Source organism: Streptomyces sp. NPDC007346, from assembly GCF_040703535.1.
Taxonomy (GTDB): domain Bacteria; phylum Actinomycetota; class Actinomycetes; order Streptomycetales; family Streptomycetaceae; genus Streptomyces.
Genome location: NZ_JBEYKR010000012.1, coordinates 1 through 17,383 on the forward strand (window position 1 = coordinate 1; position 17,383 = coordinate 17,383).

At 73.8% G+C, this 17,383-nt stretch carries 11 protein-coding genes; 7 read left to right on the forward strand and 4 right to left on the reverse strand.

The window, feature by feature from the left end; genetic code table 11:
• On the forward strand, positions 1-698 hold a 698-nt coding region (locus tag AB0917_RS06055), incomplete at its 5' end, for a carboxyl transferase domain-containing protein (RefSeq protein ID WP_366818261.1).
• A 131-nt stretch (positions 699-829) separates the two neighbouring features.
• Here AB0917_RS06055 and AB0917_RS06060 read toward each other — a convergent pair.
• From AB0917_RS06060 to AB0917_RS06075, 4 genes are all read right to left on the reverse strand, one after another.
• Positions 830-2,107: an MFS transporter gene (locus AB0917_RS06060; protein WP_366818262.1), complete on the reverse strand. Its 1,278-nt coding sequence runs from the start codon at positions 2,105-2,107 to the stop codon at positions 830-832.
• Between the two features lie 226 nt (positions 2,108-2,333).
• A complete protein-coding gene (locus AB0917_RS06065; protein ID WP_366818263.1) occupies positions 2,334-2,621 on the reverse strand; it encodes a hypothetical protein in 288 nt (95 codons plus the stop codon).
• Positions 2,622-2,634: 13 nt separating this feature from the next.
• The gene (locus AB0917_RS06070; protein WP_366818265.1) at positions 2,635-3,357 is read right to left on the reverse strand and encodes an HNH endonuclease family protein; all 723 of its coding nucleotides are present in this window, start codon (positions 3,355-3,357) and stop codon (positions 2,635-2,637) included.
• A 216-nt stretch (positions 3,358-3,573) separates the two neighbouring features.
• Positions 3,574-11,004 (reverse strand): SDR family NAD(P)-dependent oxidoreductase, encoded by a 7,431-nt coding sequence (locus AB0917_RS06075; protein WP_366818267.1) that lies wholly within the window; start codon positions 11,002-11,004, stop codon positions 3,574-3,576.
• Between the two features lie 153 nt (positions 11,005-11,157).
• Between AB0917_RS06075 and AB0917_RS06080 the strand changes: the two genes are divergently transcribed.
• Genes AB0917_RS06080 through AB0917_RS06105 form a run of 6 tightly spaced genes read left to right on the forward strand, consistent with a single transcriptional unit; the run spans position 11,158 to position 17,188 of the window.
• On the forward strand, positions 11,158-12,174 hold the full coding sequence (locus AB0917_RS06080; protein WP_366818268.1) for a 3-oxoacyl-[acyl-carrier-protein] synthase III C-terminal domain-containing protein: 1,017 nt from the start codon (positions 11,158-11,160) through the stop codon (positions 12,172-12,174).
• Positions 12,168-13,124, forward strand: coding sequence for an alpha/beta fold hydrolase (locus tag AB0917_RS06085; protein WP_366818269.1), 957 nt, complete (start codon positions 12,168-12,170; stop codon positions 13,122-13,124). The genes AB0917_RS06080 and AB0917_RS06085 overlap by 7 nt, the downstream gene beginning before the upstream one ends.
• A complete protein-coding gene (locus AB0917_RS06090) occupies positions 13,121-14,698 on the forward strand; it encodes an AMP-binding protein (RefSeq protein WP_366818270.1) in 1,578 nt (525 codons plus the stop codon). The genes AB0917_RS06085 and AB0917_RS06090 overlap by 4 nt, the downstream gene beginning before the upstream one ends.
• Positions 14,695-15,741, forward strand: coding sequence for an NAD-dependent epimerase/dehydratase family protein (locus AB0917_RS06095; protein ID WP_366818271.1), 1,047 nt, complete (start codon positions 14,695-14,697; stop codon positions 15,739-15,741). Before AB0917_RS06090 ends, AB0917_RS06095 begins: the two co-directional genes overlap by 4 nt.
• A complete protein-coding gene (locus tag AB0917_RS06100; RefSeq protein WP_366818272.1) occupies positions 15,705-15,965 on the forward strand; it encodes an acyl carrier protein in 261 nt (86 codons plus the stop codon). The genes AB0917_RS06095 and AB0917_RS06100 overlap by 37 nt, the downstream gene beginning before the upstream one ends.
• Positions 15,962-17,188: a beta-ketoacyl-[acyl-carrier-protein] synthase family protein gene (locus AB0917_RS06105; RefSeq protein WP_366818273.1), complete on the forward strand. Its 1,227-nt coding sequence runs from the start codon at positions 15,962-15,964 to the stop codon at positions 17,186-17,188. Before AB0917_RS06100 ends, AB0917_RS06105 begins: the two co-directional genes overlap by 4 nt.
• The last annotated feature ends 195 nt before the right edge of the window (positions 17,189-17,383 follow it).

Here is a 17,383-nt window from a genome sequence, read left to right on the forward strand (position 1 = left end):
GCAGTACGGCGTGTCGATCACCGATGCCTGCATCGACTGGGAAGCCACCGAAAAGTCCGTGCGCAGAGGCGTCCGCCGCCTCCGGGCTGCCGGGGACCGGGCGGGAGGCGGTGGAGCGGGCCCGAGCGGCGGGGCGGCCGCGCGCGGAGGCGTATCTGGCCGACTACTTCGCCGTACGGCTCCCCCTCCACGGCGACAGGTGCGGCGGCAGCGACCCGGGGCTGCTGAGCGGCTTCGGGCTGCGCGCGGACGGGCGGCCGGTGGCGTACGTCGCCCAGTGCGGGACCCCGACCCGCCCCGCCGGGTACCGTGCGGCGGCCCGGACCATCCGGCTCGCGGACCGGCTCGGCATCCCCGTCCTCACCCTGGTCGACACCCCGGGCGCCGCCAACGACGCCGAGGCGGAACGGGCGGGCGCGGGCGCGGCCATCGCGGACGTCTTCGCGGTGATCGCGGCGGCCCGGGTCCCGGTGACGACGCTGGTGATCGGCGAGGGCGGCTCGGGCGGTGCGCTGGCGCTCGCGGCGCCGGGCAACACCCATGTCACGGCGGACGGTTACTTCTCCGTCATCGCCCCCGAACTCGCGGCGGCGATCCTCAAGCGGCCCCCGGAGGAGACCGGCGCCACCGCCGACCAGCTCCGCCTGCGGCCGCAGGATCTGGTGGAGCTGGGGATCGCGCGCTCGATCGTCACGTAAGGGGGCCACGGCCTCGCCGGTCCGGGGCCCCGCCCGTTCGCCGGGCGAGGCTCCACGGCTGCGGGGCCCGGCGTCGTAGCGGAAGGCGGGGCACGGCAACCGCGGGCCCCGGGGCCGTAGCGGACGAGCCCCTACGGCTGTGGGTCCCTGGCGTCGTAGCGGGCGAAGCCGCGCCACTTCAGGGCGAGCAGGGACACCGCGACGACGCAGGCGGCGCCTCCGCCGACGACGGCCACGGTGGGCGAGGTGAGGTCGGCGACCGAACCGGCCAGGAAGTCGCCGAGCCGGGGCCCGCCCGCGACGACGACGATGAAGACGCCCTGGAGCCGGCCGCGCATGTCGTCCGGGACCGCCGCCTGGAGCATGGTGTTGCGGAAGACCATGGAAATGGTGTCGGCGCACCCGGCGAGCGCCAGGAAGAACAGCCCGAGCCAGAGGTGGCGGGTGAGCCCGAAGACGGCGATGGCGGCGCCCCAGCCGCCGACGGCCAGCAGGACGGCGAGGCCGTGCAGCCGGATGCGGCCGAGCCATCCGGAGAACACGCCGCCGAGGAGCGCCCCGAGCGCGGGGGCGGCGACGAGCATTCCGGTGGTCCGGGCGTCACCCCCGTACCAGACGATGGCGACGACCGGGAAGAGCGCCCGGGGGTGGGCGAGCACCATGGCGCAGAGGTCGGTCAGGAAGGTCATCCGCAGGTTGGGCCGGCCCGCCAGGAACCGCAGCCCGTCCCGTACGGAGGCCCGCTTCGCCTTCTCCCCCCGCTCCCCGGCCTCCTTCCGGTCGGGCAGCATCGAGGGCAGCCGCCACATCGCGTACAGGGAGGCGGTGAAGGTGACGGCGTCGACGGTGTACGCGGCGCGGTACCCCCACCAGCCCACGATCAGCCCGCCCAGCATCGGCCCGACGAGCCCGCCCGTCGTGCTGGTCATGGAGCTCAACGCGTTGGCGGCGGGCAGCTGTTCGGGCGGCAGCAGCCGGGCGATCATCGAGGAGCGGGCCGGTGCGTTGAGTGCGAAGCAGACGGCCTGGAGGGCGACGATCGCGTACAGCAGACCCACGTTCTCGATGCCCGCGAAGGTGGCGGCCATCAGGACGAGGGCCAGGGAGAACGAGCCCGCCGCGCTGAACAGGCCGAGCTTGCGCCGGTCGACGGTGTCGGCGACGGCTCCGCCGTAGAGCCCGAACACGACGAGCGGCACGAGCGAGCAGAACCCGATGAGCCCCACGGAGAACGCGGACCCGGTGATGTCGTAGACCTGGAGCGAAACGGCGAGGGCCGTCATGCCCTGCCCGATCCAGGACACCGTGTTCCCGAACCAGAGCCGCCGGTAGTCGCGCGAGGCACGGAGCGGCGTGAGGTCGGCGAATATGCGGGGGCGGCGTGAGGTCGGCTCGGTCGTTTCGGTCACAGGGGATGGTAGTCACGCCCTGTTCCCGGCGGTCCGGCCGGCCGACGGCATCGACCGGCCGGCCGGGCAGGCCCTGGGCGACGGCGACACCGCCCTCACCGCGGAGGACACGCTCCACGACCGGCCGGTGGACGACCGGGGCGGCCCTCTGCGCGAGCGGCCGACGAGCAGCGCCGTGGTCGTCGCCGGGAAGCCCCGGACGGGAGGGCCGGGCTACGGCGTCCCGTCAGGGCGCGGCCTGCGCGCCGCCGCCCTGGCGGATGCGGTCGAGGATGCCCCGGTGCAGGGCCTCCAGCCCGGCGGGAGGCAGCGGCACGGGGCTGCCGGAGAGGGCGTACCACTCCTCGGCGCCCGTGTACTGGACGGCGACACCGGCGCGCCCGTCGGGTCGCAGGGCGGTGGAGACGGTCAGCTCGCCGGTGACGACGCCGACCTCATCGGTCATCGCCCCGCCGGGGCCCGCTTCGACATCGTCCACGAACTGTTGCGGCCGTGCCGGTTCGGGTCCGTTCATGAGGTGTGTCCGTTCATGAGGTACAGGTGTCCAGCATCTCGTCCAGCATGCCCTTCTCCGCCTCCGTCACCGAGAGTTCGTACGCCGCCTTCACCGACACCCACGCACGGGCGTAGGTGCACCAGTACGCCTTCGACGGCGGCTGCCACTGGTCCGGCCCCTGGTCGCCCTTGGAGCGGTTCGAGGACGCCGAGACCGCCAGCAGCTGCGGGCGGGTCAGGTCGTTGGCGAACTCCTTGCGCTTGTCCTGCGTCCAGGTCCTGGCCCCGGAGCGCCAGGCGTTGGCGAGGGGCACCATGTGGTCGATGTCCAGGTCCCGGGCCTCGCTGAAGACCTCGTCGTCGTACACGCTGGTCCACTTCCCGGAGACCGCCCGGCACTGCGCGTCCCGCTCGACATCGGTGCCGTCGCGCTCCAGCACGGTCTCCCGGGTGTCGCAGGACTCACCCTGGGCGGCCCAGTGGGGGAACTTCGCCCGGCTGTAGCCGGACATCGAACCGTGCCGGGCCACTTCCAGCCCGGCCAGTTCCTCCCGCGCCTGCCCCTCGGAGGGTATGCCCGGCAGGGTCGATTCGTCGGCCGCCTCGCCGCCGCCGGTCCCGGCGGAGGCCGAGGCGGACGGCTTCCCGTCCGCCGGCTCGGGCGATGTCGCGTCCTCGATCACCGAGCACCCGGTCACCAGGGCGACGGCCACCACCGCCGCACCCCACCGCCACCACACCTGTCGCCTCGTCATGCCCTGTCCCACCCCATGCAGTTTGCGGCCGAATCGCTGTTCCGGGCAGCTTATCGGCCCCCGCGCCGCCGTCTTGCGCGCTGTGGCCACCGTGGAACCATGCTCTTCGCCAGGTGGTCCGAGTGGCGCCCCGTCGGGCGGCGGCGCGCGCCGCCGTCCGACGGGGCGCCCCCTCACTCCCGGAGACCGAGAAGTGACGTGGGCCCCGCGCTCCGGCTAGACCTCCTGCCCCGGAAGGTCGAGGCGCTGGTGGACCAGGCGGGCGAAGTGGCTCAGGGTCCGTCCGGTGGCCAGGTCCGCCGGTGCGAGGCGGACGGCGAAGAGGTCACGGGCGCCGACGAGGAACTGCATGCCGAGCAGGGAGTCGAGTCCGAAGTCGGTGACGGGGCGGGCGGGGTCCAGGTCGGCCTGGTCGGTCTGCAGGACTCCGGCGAGGAGATGGCCGAGCGCGTCGGTGATCTTCCGTACGGCCTCGTCCGTCGGCAGGCCCGCCAGCCGCCCCAGAAGCTCGTCGCGGTCGTCCGGGGAGGCGAGCGAGGAGGACGGCACCAGACGGGCGAACCGTGGGGTGGCCAGAGCCGGCAGGAGGTGACGCGCGGTTCCCCAGCGGAAGCGTCCCGCCCCGGCGACATCGGTGCCGGCGGCGACGAGGTGGCCGGCGGCCGTCAGGGCCTCGGCGGGGGCGAGGGGCTCCAGGCCGCGTTCGGACATGGCCCTCTCCATGCCGTTGCGGGCGACGTAGCCGGTCTCGCCGATGGGCCCCCAGGCCAGCGCCGTACCCGGCTTGCCGACGCTGTGCCGGGCCCGCGCATGGGCTTCCAGGTAGGCGTTGGCCGCCGCGTAGGCGCTCTGGCCGGGGTTGCCGATGGTGGCGGAGACGGACGAGTAGGTGAGGAAGAGGTCCAGGCCACGGTCGGCGGTGAGCCGCTCCAGCAGGGCCGCGCCCGCCGCCTTGGGTCCCAGCACGGCGGCGAACCGGTCGTCGGTGAGTTCGGAGAGCGGTGCGTCGTCCATGTGCATGGCCGCGTGCACGATGCCGCGCAGCCGGTGTCCTGTGGCGTCCACGGTTTCGATGACCCGGCGCAGTGCCGTCTCGTCGGTGACGTCGGCGGCGTGGGCCGTGGCGTGTACGCCACGGTCGGCGAGCTGCCGGAGCAGGGCGGGGGCCTCGGGAGCGTCGGGGCCCCGGCGGGAGACCAGGGCCAGATGCCGGGCCCCGTGGTCGGCCAGCCGGAGGGCCGTGGCGGCGCCGAGACCGCTCAGCCCGCCGGTGATCAGGTACGTGCCCTCGTGGTCGAGGGTGAGGGTGCCGGGGGCGGGTTCGACGAGGACGGGTTCGTCCAGGGGGTCGAAGGTGATGACGACCTTGCCGGTGTGCCGGGAGTGTTGCAGGAGGTGGAAGGCCTCCTCGACACGGGCGGCGGGGTACGTCGTGTGGGGCAGCGGCCGGTAGGAGCCGCGGCTGACGTGCTCGTCGAAGACCGAGACGAGACGGGAGCGCAGGGCCGGGGACTCCATGACGGCGTCGAGGTTGAAGGCGGTGAAGGTGAGGCTGTGGTGGAAGGGGCGCAGCGTCATCGGGTTGTTGAGGTAGATGTCCCTCTTGCCGAGTTCGATGAACCGTCCGTTGGGGCTCAGGAGGTCCAGGTTGTGGGCGATGGCTTCGCCGCTGAGGGAGTTCACCACGACGTCGACGCCCCGGCCGCCGGTCAGCTCCCGCACCTGGGGGACGAAGTCCAGGCTGCGGGAGTCCAGGACGTGTTCGGCGCCGAGCGTGCGGAGCAGGTCGCGCTTGGTCTCCGTACCGGCGGTGGCGATGACCCGGGCGCCCTGGTTGCGGGCGCACTGAAGGACGGCCAGGCCTACGGCTCCGGCTCCGCCGTGGACGAGTACGGTCTCCCCCCGGCCGAGGAACGCCTGGTTGACCAGGGTGTGGTGGACGGTCAGGAACGCTACGGGGAAGGTCGCCGCTTCCGCGAAGCTCATCCCCTCGGGGATGCGGACGACGGCGGCGGCGGGGGTCGTGGCGTGGGAGGCGAGGGCCGCGGGCACGAGTCCGCAGACCCTGTCGCCCGGCTTCATGCCCCGCACGCCCGGTCCCACGGCGCGCACGATGCCGGCGCCGTCCGTTCCCAGGCCCCGGCCGAGGGGGCTGTTCTCCACCGCTTCGGGCGGCAGCAGGCCGTTGGCCCGCATGGGGTCGCGGTAGTTCAGGGCCACGGCCCGCATGTCGAGGGCCACCTCCCCCGGCCCGGGTTCGGGGATGTCGGCCTGCCGCCAGATCAGCCGTCGGCGCAGGCTCGGGTCGCGGGCTTCCAGGATGTAGGGCGTGCCGGTGGGGGCGGCGGGGGGTTCGTCCTGCGCGTGCTCGACGTGCCGGGGCACGAAACGGCCGTGCGCGGTCAGGACGATCTCGTCCTCCTGAGCGCTCTCCTCGCCGTCGGCGGCGAGGAGTTCCCCCGCCAGGCGGTGTGCGTCGGCGGCCGTCGTACCGCCGCGCTGCCAGGAGAGGCGTCGTACGCGCAGGTCGGGGCGCTCGTTGGCGAGTGTGCGGCAGGCGGCCCAGACGGCCGCGTCGTGCGGGTGCGTGGGCTGCTCCGGGGCCGGGAACAGGCCCGTCGGGCGGGTGACCAGCCACAGCCTGGGGCTGGTGCCGCCGTGGAGGCCGTCGCAGGCCTCGGCCAGGGCGCGCAGGAGGGCCGCGCGACGGGTGGTCAGGGTGACGACGCCCTGCTCCGGCCCGGGTTCGGCGAGCAGCAGGACGATGTGCGGCTCGCCGTCGGTGGTGAGCGCTTCGGCCCAGGCGCCGGCCTCCTCGGACGCGGCGACGACGGTGGCCTCGCCGAGAAGGTCCGCCAGGGCCTGTGCGGTCGGCCTCTCGGTGTCGTCCTCGACGGCGACGATCCAGGAGACGCCGGGGGCCGGTGCCGGGGCCTCGGTGTCGGCGGTGTCGGCGGTCTCGCCGGTGTCGGCGGTCTCGGCGGCCTCGCCGGTCTCGCCGGTCTCGCCGGGGGAAGCCGCGGCGAGGAGGACGGAACGGTCCTCGGGTCCGGTCTGCACCGGGTCGGGGAAGCCGCACCGGCGCAGCAGCGGCACCCACTGGTCGCGGGCGAGGATGCGGGAGACGGGGCGCAGGGTGTGGTCGCCGCGCTCCCAGAACTCCTCCACCGTGCCGAACAGCAGGGCCTGTAGCTGAGCGTGGTGCTCCTCGGTGGCCAGCAGGTGCCCGCCGGGGGCCAACAGGGTGTGCAGGCGCCGCAGCGTCGCGGCGACATCGTGGGTGGCGTGCACGGCGTCCCCGGCCAGGACGAGGTCGAACCCGGCTCGGGGCAGGCCCTGGCCGCTCGGGTCGGTGTTCAGGTCCAGGAGGCGGTAGTCGACGAAGTCGTGGGCGGCGAAGCGGTGTTCGGCGCGGGCGAGGCCGGTGCCGGTGGTGGCCGCGCAGGTGTAGCGGGTCCGGTCGGCCGGCAGCAGGGGCAGCACGGCGGCCGTCAGGGCCCCGGTGGTCGCACCGACCTCCAGGACGTGCAGCGGACGGTCGGCGGGCCACCGGGCGACGATGGAGCCGAGCAGGGCCTGTACGGCACGGTGGGTGAAGCGGTGGGCCGGGCCGGTCTCGCGGAGCTGGTCGTAGGCGCTGTCCGCCGGTGGCAGGAGCTCGTGCGCGTCGACGTCTCCCCGCAGCAGTTCCTCCAGGTGGCGCAGGTGCCGGTTGAGGAGCAGGGTGTCCGATCCGAACGCGGGGTGGTCCTCCACGAGGCCGCGCAGCAGTGTCGCGGGGCGGATCTCGGCTCCGGTCAGCTGCCAGGTCTCCCCGACCGGCCGGGCGAGGCCGTGCTCGACCAGCAGGGGCATCATCAGCCGCACCAGGCGGCGGTGCTGGGGCTGGAGGCCTCCGCTCACCAGGTCGCGCGTCGAGAACGGGGCCGCCGGGTCGGCGAGCAGGCCGTACAGCGCCCCGGCCCAGCAGTGGGCTCCGGTCTGTTCGGCCGCGGCGACGAACCGGTGGTGGCCGCTGTCGTCCAGGGCGGCGCGCGCGGCGGCGATGGCGGGCCCGGCCGTGCCCGCCACCTCGGCGGGACCGGGGAGCGGGGTGGCAGGCGCGGGTGCGCCCGGGTGCGGGGCGGCCCGCAGGACGGTGCGCTGGACGGCCAGGGGGAAGTGTTCCGTCATGCCACCGCGGCGGGTACGGCAACCGTCGATCTCGGCGGTGACCGTGCCGTCGGCGTCGGCGTAGGTGATGTCCCAGCAGATCTCGTTGGCGCTGCGGCTGCGACGGCGCAGGTGCACGACTCCGGCGGTCGCGGGGGTGCGCCATACGCGTACGGACCCGAACACCGTCGGCAGGAAGCCGGCGGATTCCGCCGTGAGTTCGGACAGGGCCACGGTGGCCTGCAACGGTGCGTCGAGAAGTACCGGGTGGGCGGTGTAGGCGTCGGCGGGGTGCTGGAGCCGGTAGGAGACCAGCACCTCCTCCTCGCCGATGTCCAGGTGCTCGATGAGCTGGAAGTCCGGCCCGCACTTCAGTCCGATGCGGTGGCACGTCCGGTAGAAGTCCGCCCCGCCGAGGCCCTTGGCGCAGCGTGCTCGCAGAGCGTCGATGTCGAGGGGAGACGGCGCCGTGCCGAGCAGGGTGCGCACCTGGGCCCGTACGACGGGCCGGCACTCGCCGCCGTGTTCCTCGCGGACGCTGATGGTCAGGGCGCCGTCATCGGGGGTGACGGCCGTCTGAAGGGCGGTCGGTGTCGGGTCCGGCCAGGGCACGGCCAGTGGACGGCCGATCTCCAGGTGGCGTACCTCGACCGGGCGCTCCATGGCACGCAGGCCGGCGCTCAGGGCCATCTCCACGTAGGCGGCGGCCGGCATGAGGACGTCGTCCCCGATCTTGTGGTCGCCCAGCCACGGCACCAGCTGCGGCTCGACCGTGCCGTGCCAGACGGGGTGCGGGGCGGGCATCCGTTCGCCCACCAGCGGGTGGTCGAGCGCGCCCGAGCCGCTGGTGCCCGCGATCCGGTCGTGCGGGGTGCCGTGCCAGTACCGTTCGTGCTGCCACGGGTAGGCGGGCAGCTCGGCCACACGGCCGGGGCGGGGGAAGTGGGACCGCCAGTCGGTGGCCGTACCGGCGGCGAGCAGCGCGGCGACCGTCCCCGCGGTCTCGCGGAGGCCGTCCCCGTCCCGGTGCAGGGTCGCGACGTAGGAGAGGTCCGTGTGGCGCAGGTAGGGGCGCAGCACCGGGTGCGGGCCGATCTCGACCACACCGCCGGCGCCTTCGGAGGCGAGGTGGGTGACGGCCTCGGCGAAGCGGACCGGTTCGCGGACGTTACGCCACCAGTAGCGCGCGTCCAGTTCCGGCCCGCTCAGGGGGGTGCCGGTGACGGTGGAGACGAAGGGGATGCGGGCCGTGCCGGGGGTCAGCCCTTCGAGGGCGACGCACAGGGGTTCCTCGATGGGGTCCATGGCCCGGCTGTGGAAGGCGTAGTCCAGGTCCAGTTCACGGAAGAAGACTCCGCGGTCCGTCAACTCCTGTCCCCATGAGGCGAGTTCGTCGGCGGAGCCGGCCACGGTCACGGCACGGTCGCTGTTGATTCCCGCGATCTCCAGCGCGCCGCCGTGGCGCAGCAGTTCCTCGCGGGCCTGTTCCTCGCCCAGCCCGACGGCGGCCATGCGGCCCCTGCCCGCCGTGGTGGCCTGGGTGCGGCTGCGTTCGGCGATGACCAGTGCCGCCTGTCGCAGGGTCAGGGCCCCGGCGGCGTGGGCGGCGGCGACCTCACCGACGCTGTGCCCGACCACCGCCCGCGGCCGCAGCCCGTGGGAGGCCAGCAACGCGGTCAGGCCGACCTGTACGGCGAACAGGGCGGGCTGGGCGATCTCGGTACGCTGCCAGGAGTGCGGCGAGGGGTACGCCAGTTCCTTGGCCACCGACCAGCCCAGGTGCGGGGCGAGGGCGGCGTCGGCCTCCTCCACGGCGGTGCGGAAGACCGTCTCGTGCTCCAGCAGGTCCGCGCCCATGCCCGGCCACTGCGAGGCGTTGCCGGAGAAGACGAAGACGGTGCCGTCCTGCGCGTTCCTGCGCACGATCGCTCCACGGGCGGGCTCCCCGGCCACCAGCCGGTCCAGCTGCCGGGCGGCGTCCTGCGGGTCGGCGGCCAGGACCGCCGCGCGGTGCGGATGGGCGCTGCGCCGTACGGTGCTGGTGTGGGCCAGGTCGTAGAACTCCTCGGGCCCGGTGGCCCGCAGGCGCTCCGCCATCCCGGTGGCCAGTTGCTTCAGCGCCTTGGGAGAGCGCGCGGAGACGACCAGCGGCAGCGGGCGGTGGGCCGGGGGCCGCTCCGGTTCGGGCTGGGGAGCGGCGGGGGGCGGAGTCAGGACGGCGTGGGCGTTCGCTCCGCCGAAGCCGAAGGCGTTCACGCCCACGGCCGCCGTTCGCGCCCCGGGCAGCCGGACCGGCTCGACCGTCGGGGACAGCCCGAGGCCGTCGAAGTCGATCGCGGGGTTGAGCGGCAGGGCGTGCAACGAGGCGGGCGCGATCCGGTGGCGCAGCACCAGGATCGCTTTGAGCAGGCCCGCCATCCCGGAGGCGGGCTCCAGGTGGCCCAGGTTGGACTTCACCGACCCGACCGGCAGGGGGCCGCCCCGCCGGTGACGGGCCAGCGCCCGGCCGATGGCCTCGGCCTCCGCCGGGTCCCCGACCTGGGTGCCGGTGCCGTGGGCCTCGAAGTACACCAGGTCGTCCGCGCTGATCCCGGCTTCCGCGTAGACGGCGTGCAGCAGCGCCTCCTGGGCCTCGGCGCTGGGCACGATCATGCCGGTGCTGCGGCCGTCGGTGTTGTTGCCGGTGGCCGCGAGCACGGCGTGGACGCGGTCCCCGTCGGCCACCGCGTCCGCGAGCCGCTTGAGGACGAGCACCGCGCCGCCTTCCGCGCGGACGAAGCCGTCGGCGTCCGCCGAGAAGGCCGAGCAGCGTCCGCGCCGCGACAGCATGCCCGCGTAGGAGAATCCGGCGAAGGAGTAGGGGCTGCTCAGCACGTTGACGCCGCCGACCAGAGCGACACGGCTGGAGCCCTCGTGCAGGGTGCGGCAGGCGCGGTCCACCGCGACCAGCGCCGAGGAGCAGGCGGTGTCGATGGCCATGCTGGGCCCGCGCAGGTCGAAGGCGTACGACATCCGGTTCGCCGCGATGGACAGTGTGGCGCCGGGCATGGTGTGCGGGCTCTTGTGGTCCTGCAGCAGGGTGAGCGTCGTGCCGTAGGCGGGGTCGGAGATCCCGACGTAGACGCAGGTGTCCGAACCTTCCAGCGATTCGGCGGGAATGGCGGCGTCGTCGAGCGCTTCCGCGGCCATCTCCAGCAGGATCCGCTGCTGCGGGTCGATGTGCCGCGCCTCGGCGGGTGAGATGCCGAAGTAGGCGGCGTCGAAGGCGGCGACGTCCGTGAGGAACCCTCCGGCGGCGGTGTAACTGCGGCCGGGGCGTACGGTCCCCGGGTCGACCATCCGGTCCCTGGGCAGCCGGTCGGCGGGCATCTCACCGACCATGTCCTGCCCGTCACGCAGCACGGACCACAGTCCGTCCAGGTCGGTGATTCCTCCCGGAAGCCGGCATCCGACGCCCACTACCGCCACGGACCGTTCACGCTGCTGCTCTGCCACGTTCCCGCCTTTTCACGCCGAATTTCAGGCTTCGGCGGAATTGAAAGGCATGACGGAAAGGAAAAGCGAATACCGACCACTCGTTAGAGTGAAGGGGAGTCGGCGGGACATATTTCGGTCCGGCGGGCGACACGGCGCCGTTACGGTTGCGCGGTGCCCGAACCCGCCCGTGCCCGCATCGCAGCCGTCGCCGCCCACGTGCCGACCCGTTACCGAACCATGGACGAGATCCGCGAGAAGATCGCGAAGAGCGGAGCCTACGCACCGCCACCTGGCCTACTCGAAGATCTCACCGGAGTGCGCGGCGTCCATGTGCGAGGAGAGGGCCAGGACGCCTCCGACCTCGCCGTGGCCGCCGCCCGGCAGGCGCTCGACGAGGCGGGCCTGCGGATCGACGAGATCGATCTGCTGTTGTTCGCCGCCACCGCCTCGGACCTGATCGAGCCCGCCACGTCGCACCTGGTGGCCGCCAAGATGGGCGCCACCTGCCCGGTCTTCGACGTGAAGAACGCCTGCAACAGCGTCCTCAACGCCATGGAGACGGCCGCCTCGTTCATCGAGACCGGCCGCTACCGCACCGTCCTCATCGTCTGCGGAGAGGTCGGCTCCCTGGTGACGCGCTGGAACGTCCCCGACCGGCAGGCGCTGCTCAGAGCCCTGCCCGGCTACACCGCCTCCGACGCCGGCGCCGCGATGGTGCTCACCGCCGGGCCCGCGGACGGCCCAGGCATCACGGCGATGCGGTTCGTCAGCAACTCCGCCGCCTGGGAAGCCTGCACCGTGTCCGGCGGCGGAACCATGCACCAGCGCTCCGTCCACGACGACCACACCACGCTGCGGCTCAACGGGGACCTGCGCCAGAGCTTGCTCGACGTGCTCCCCGGGGTCCTCGCCGTGGCCGGCGAGGAACTCGCCGCGGCACGCGCCGGCTCCTTCGTCGCCTTCCACCAGATCGCCATGCCGCAGTACCGGCAGATGCTCGACGCGTTCTCCCTACCCGAGAGCGTGTGCATGCCCGCGGTGGCCGAGCACGGCAACTGCGCGGCGGCCTCGCTCCCCCTGCAACTGGTCAAGGCGCGCGAGGCCGACCGCGTCGAGGCCGGGGACACCGTGGCGATGATCGGTCTGGCCAGCGGCTTCAGTTTCGGTCTGGCTCTGGTCCGATGGTGAGCACACAGGCCGGCCGTGGACCGGCACTCACCGCGACGGACCGCGCCACGGCGCTGGAACGGCTGCTGCCGGGCTACCCCGCGCCCCGGCACTGGCGGCGGGTGCCGGCCACCGGGCAGCACTACCTCGACCTCGGCTCCGGGGAGCCGGCGCTGTTCCTGCACGGCAATCCGTCATGGAGCTACGCGTGGCGCAAGCTGCTCGACCGGCTCTCCCCGCACGCCCGTTGCCTGGCGCCGGACCTGCCCGGCTTCGGCCTGTCCCGGCATCTGAGGCCGGCCGCCGGAGTCCCGGATCCCTACCGTGTCCAGCTGGAACACCTGGACCTCCTCCACGAGCACCTGGTACGGAACGAGGGGCTGCCCGAGCGGGGCTGGACGCTCGTCCTGCACGACTGGGGCGGTCCGCTCGGCATCGCCTGGGCCCTGCGAAACCCCGGGGTCGTGGACCGTCTGGTGATCTGCAACACCGTGGCCTTCCCCTGGCCCGGCGGCTTCCGGGTGCCGTTCTACCTGCGCTGGATCCGCGACCACCCGCTGGTGGCCGACGCCGTGCACCTCACCAACGGCTTCGCACGCACCGCCGTGCGCGCCGGAGTCCACCACCCGCTGCGGCCGGCCGAGCGCCGTGCCTTCCTGCGCCCCTACGCCAGGCGCTCCGAGCGGCGGGCCGTCACCGACGCCGTCCGTGCCATCCCGCGTGACAACGACGATCCCGTGTGGCGGCTGCTCGACCCCTCCGGCGCCGATCCCGCTCCGACCGCACTGCCCATGCTCATCGGCTGGGGCATGCGCGATCCGGTGTTCACCCCGCAGGTGCTGGAGGAGTGGGCCCGCCGCTGTCCCCACGCGGCCGTCCACCGGTTCCCCGAGGCCGGACACTTCGTGATGGAGGACGCCGCGGACGAACTCGGGGGCCTCATCCGCGACTTCCTGCAAGGACCCCGATGACCGTGACCGCTCCGGGCGTCATCGCCCGCCTGGCCGACCAGCCCGACGCCCCCGCGCTCATCCGCTGCCGTAAGGGGACCTCCCGGACCACCGACCGCGGCCACCTGGTGCGGGGCTGCCACAGCCTCGTGCAGGCCCTGCACCAGGCCGGTGTCCGTCCCGGCCACAAGGCCGTCGTGATGACGCGCGACGCGTACGACCTCACCGCCGTCGTGTACGCCCTGTGCTCCCTCGGCGCCGTACCCGTCCTGATCGAGCCACGCGCCGAGGTCCGCCGCTGTCTGCGGGACATCGCACCGGACGTCTTCATCGGCGAACCGCTGGCCCAGCTCGGGCGCCAGGTCCTGGGGTGGGGCCGCCCCCACATCCGTATCCCCCTGGTCACCGGCCGGCTGCCGCTCGCTCCGGGCCGGCGCCTGGAGACCCGGGCCCCGGGCGGCGGCCTCCCGCCCCTGCGACCGCAGGAGCCCGACGGGGACGAGCTGGCCATCATCGCCTTCACGTCCGGTTCCACCGGGCGTCCCAAAGGCGCGGAGTACCGCTACGCCACCCTGGCGGGACAACTCGACGCGCTCACCACGCTGCTGGACCCCCGGCCCGAGGACGTACTCCTCGCCGGGTTCCTTCCGGTCGCGATGCTCGGCCCGCTCCTGGGCCTGACCACGCTCGTCCCGGCCGTGAACCACCTGTCCCCGGCACGCACACCGCCGAGGGAACTCGTCGAGCCGATCCTGCGGCACCGGGTCACCAGGATCATCGCCTCGCCCGCCGTGCTCACCCTGATCGCCCGTCACTGCCTCCGCCACGGCATCGCCCTGCCCTCGGTCCGGCAGATCCTCTCCTTCGGTGCCCCGTTACGCCTCCACCTCGCCGAGGCGTTGCGCAAGGCCGTGCCGGACGACACCGAGATCCTCAGCGTCTACGGCGCGACCGAATGCCTGCCCGTATCGGCGATCGACGACCACGAACTGCGGGCCGCACGCATCCAGCCGCCCGCCGGCCAGACCGGTACGTGTCTGGGCCGGCCGCTGCCCGGCGTACGGCCCCGGATCCTGGACGCGGACCCCACCGGGCTCGGCGAGATCGCCGTCGCCGGCCCCACCGTCAGCCCCGCCTACCACGGACGCCCCGACGCGGACGCCGCCACGAAGAGCGCCGTCGGTGACGGCGTACTGCACCGCACCGGAGACCTCGGCCGCCTCGACGACGAGGGCCGGCTGTGGTTCCTCGGCCGCAAGGCGCACCTGGTCACCGGCGCCGGCTTCACGCTGACCACCGAGGACGTCGAGACCGTGGCCGACACCGCTCCCGGCGTCCGGCGCACCGCTCTGGTCGGCGTCGGCACGGCCGTACGCCAACGGCCCGTCCTGTGCGTGGAGCCCCTGCCCTCGATCTCCCCGGCCGCGGCCCTGGCAGCCGTACGCACCGCCCTGAAGGGCCACCCGGAGGGGCATCGCATCGAGGTCGTGCTCCCCCATCCCGGCTTTCCCACCGATCCCCGGCACAACTCCAAGATCGACCGTCCACGGCTGGCGGGCTGGGCCGCCGGGCGCCTGCGCGGGAGGGCTCGATGAAGGTACTGGTCACCGGAGGAAGCGGGTTCCTGGGGCTGGAGATCTGCCGCCGGCTGACGGCACGCGGCATCACCACGTCCTCCCTGGGCCGCCGCCCCAGCGCCGCCCTGGAACGGCTGGAAGTCGCCCAGCACCTGGGGGATCTCGCCGATGCGAGCGCCGTCTCCCGCGCGGTCGCGGGGTGTGACGCCGTCATCCACAACGCCGCTCTGGCCGGGGTCAGCGGTCCGATGCGGCTCTACCGGGCCACCAATGTCGTCGGCACCCTCAACGTCATCGAACAGTGCCGGGCCCACCGGGTGCGCACGCTCGTCCACACCTCGACCGCCAGCGTCGCCTTCCGGCCCGGTGGCCTGGAGGGCGTCACCGAGGACCTCCCTCGCCCTCCCGGCCATCTGGCCGCCTATCCGCAGACCAAGGCCATGGCCGAGGCCTCGGTCCTCGCGGCCCACGGTCCGGAGCTGGCCACGGTCTCGCTGCGCCCGCACATCATCTGGGGTCCGGGCGACCCCCACTTCGTCCCCGCCCTGGCGCGCGCCGTGCGGGCCGGGCGCCTGCTGATGCCGGGCGACGGCAGCAACCTCGTGGACACCACCCATCTCCGCACCGCCGCCCACGCCCACCTGCTCGCCCTGGACCATCTGCGGCGGTCACCCGAGGCCGGCGGCCGCGCCTACTTCATCAGCCAGGGCGAGCCACGCCCCCTGCGCGAGATCGTCCACCACTTCCTGCGGGCCGCGGGCATCGACGCCCGCTGGTGCGCCGTCCCACCCCGCCTGGCCACGGCCGCGGCCGCGCTCAGCGACACGTACCTGCGCACGGTCCGCAGCCCGCGCACCCTGGCGCTGAGCCGCTTCCTGGTGGCGGAACTGCTGCAACCGCACTACTTCGACCTCACCGCGGCGCGCCGCGAGCTGTCCTTCGAACCCCCGATCGGATTCGAGGCCGGCCTCGCGGAACTCGCCCGGACCGCCCCGTCCGCCTCCGACGACAGCAAGGACACACCGTGCCCGAAACCTACGACACCCTCCGTTCCGTCCTGACCGGCTCCCTCCGGGTCCCGGACGATGCCGTGCACCCCGAGGCGACGCTGGAGCAACTGGGCCTGGACTCCATGGCCCTGACAGAGATGGTGCTCATCCTGCACGAGCGCTTCGCGGTCAGGATCAGCAACGAGTACGCCGTACTCGGCAGGACCGTCGCCGAGGTCGCCGACCACCTCGACGCGCTGGTCGCGGCCGGCCCGAGGACGGTGACACCCTCATGACCGCGCCCGTCGCCATCACCGGTCTCGGTCTGGTGACCCCGGCCGGAGGCGACGCCGACGCCACCTGGAGCGCGGTCTGTCGCGGCGTGAGCACCGCGGCCCCCGATCCGGCGCTCACCGGCCTGCCCGTGGACTTCTCCTGCCGTGTCCCCCACTCGGCCGACGAGCTGGACCAGCGCATCGGGCGCGCCTCCTGGCGTATGTCGCGGAACGCGAAACTCGCGGTGCTCGCCGCCCGCGACGCCGTACGCGACGCCGGCCTCGATCCCCGGTCCTGGGACGGCGACCGGGTCGCCGTCGTCATCGGCTGCGGACTCGGAGCAGTGGCGACGCACGAGGAACAGGCCCGGCGCCTGGAGGAGTTGGGCGCCGACATGGTCTCGGCGCTCACCATCCCCCAGCTCATCCCGAACATGGCGGCCGGCGAGGTCTCCATCGACCTCAAGGCCCACGGCCCCAGCCTCGCTCCGGCCTCCGCCTGCGCCTCCGGCGCCAGCGCCATCGCCGTGGCCCGCGACCTCCTGGTCTCGGGCCAGTGCGATGTCGCGGTGGCCGGAGGCACGGAAGCGGCGACCAGCCGCACGGCGGTGACCGGCTTCTGGCGCCTGGGCGCCCTGTCCCGGCGCGTCGACGCGGTCACCTCGGCATCCCGGCCCTTCGCCGCCGACCGTGACGGTTTCGTCATGGGAGAAGGCGCGGGCGTCCTGGTCCTGGAACGCGAGGAGCACGCCGCCGCTCGCGGCGCCCGCTCCCGCGCCCGGCTGGTGGGCTGCGGCAGCACCTCGGACGCACACCACCCCACCGCCCCGGACCCAGGGACCACCGGCGCCGAGTCAGCCCTGCGCACCGCGCTGGCCCAGGCGGGCCTGGCCGCACAGGATGTCGACCACGTCAACGCCCACGGCACCTCCACCCCGCTCAACGACGCCGGGGAGGCGGCGCTGATCGCCCGCGTACTGCCCCACCGCCCCAGCGTCACCGCGCCCAAGGGCGTGCTGGGCCACAGCCTGGGCGCGGCAGGAGCCGTCGAGGCGGCGCTGACCGTGCTCACCGTCGAGCACCGCACGGTGCCCCCGATCGCCAACCTGCAAGCGCCGGCACCGGAGTTCGACATCGACTGCGTGACCAAGCGGTCGCGTCGGCAGGACATCCGCGTAGCCGTCAGCCATTCCTTCGGCTTCGGAGGCCACAATGTCGTCCTCGCCCTGACCAGGGCTCCCTGACGCCTGGAGGGATGCTCCGTCACGGGCTGGAGCGGACGAGGCCGCGGCGACTGAGGGCCACCGTGAGGGGCGGGCAGCCCCAGGACCGGGCAGACCGGCGGCGATGTGGCCTGCTCAGGGCCGCGACGCCCCTGGCGTACGGAAGAGGTGCCACAGGGCGGCCCCGGGAAATGCCTGCCCATCCGACCGACCGTC